The organism is Teichococcus vastitatis (assembly GCF_003604215.1).
In the GTDB taxonomy this organism is placed as follows: domain Bacteria; phylum Pseudomonadota; class Alphaproteobacteria; order Acetobacterales; family Acetobacteraceae; genus Pseudoroseomonas; species Pseudoroseomonas vastitatis.
The window spans coordinates 1-902 of the sequence record NZ_QXGS01000183.1 but is presented as its reverse complement, the minus strand read 5'-3'; the positions used below and the strand labels follow the sequence as shown (position 1 = coordinate 902).

The following is a 902-nucleotide window of genomic DNA, read 5'->3' as shown; positions in this document are numbered from 1 at the left end:
CGGCAAGGCACGGCCTCCCTCAGGTTGGTAAGCACTCGCGTGGCGGCCAGGCAAATTGCCGCGGCGGTGCCGCGTTCATTCTGTAGAGGTATGATCATGCTGAAGTCGGGGCGCAGGTGGGTGGCCCTCACCGTCGTGATTCTGGCGTTTATGCCGGTCGTTCTGGATATGACGATCCTTCATATCGCGGTGCCCTCTCTGACGCTGGCACTAGAGGCGACCGGCACCGAAGTGCTTTGGATCATCGACATCTACCCAATCCTGATGGCAGGGCTGTTGGTGCCCATGGGGACGCTTGCCGACCGTATCGGTCACAGGACGGTGCTGTTGATCGGTCTTACAGTGTTTGGTCTGGCATCGCTGGCTGCTGCGTACTCGGTCAACGCGGGCATGCTGATCACTGCGCGCGGCGGCCTCGCCCTGGGCGGGGCGATGATTGCTCCGACCGTGCTTGCCCTGATCCGCAGCACGTTCGCGGATAGCAAGGAGCTTGGCATCGCATTGGGCCTCTGGGGTACCGTAAGCTCTGCGGGGGCCGCCCTTGGTCCCTTGGTCGGCGGGTTTCTTCTGAGCTACTTCTGGTGGGGATCGGTGTTTCTAATCAACGTTCCGGTTGCCGTGGCGTATGGCTCCTTGCCTACTTTCTCTTGCCCTGCACACATGTGCCGGCGACCGGGAAATGGACAATCGGACAGGCCTTGGTTCTGGTCGCGGGCTTGATGGCCACAATCTATGCGATCAAGTCCGGCATCAAGCCCGATGCCTCACTACCGGTCACGGCTGCGATTTTTGCAGTGGGGCTAGTTCTTCTGGCGGTCTTTGTGCGGCAGCAGAGGACCTCTTCAAGCCCGATGCTGGATCTTTCGCTCTTCTCGAAACCAGCAATCCGCACGGGTCTGATC

At 60.5% G+C, this 902-nt stretch carries 1 protein-coding gene and 1 pseudogene; both read left to right on the top strand.

Translation table 11 applies throughout. The annotated features are described in order from the left end of the window. Positions 1-720, top strand: a 720-nt coding sequence (locus D2K64_RS23815; RefSeq protein ID WP_238384405.1) for an MFS transporter, incomplete at its 5' end; no start/stop codon positions are given. Continuing rightward, positions 720-902, top strand: a pseudogene (locus tag D2K64_RS25865) (hypothetical protein); the annotation flags it as partial. The gene D2K64_RS23815 and the pseudogene D2K64_RS25865, both read left to right, overlap by 1 nt.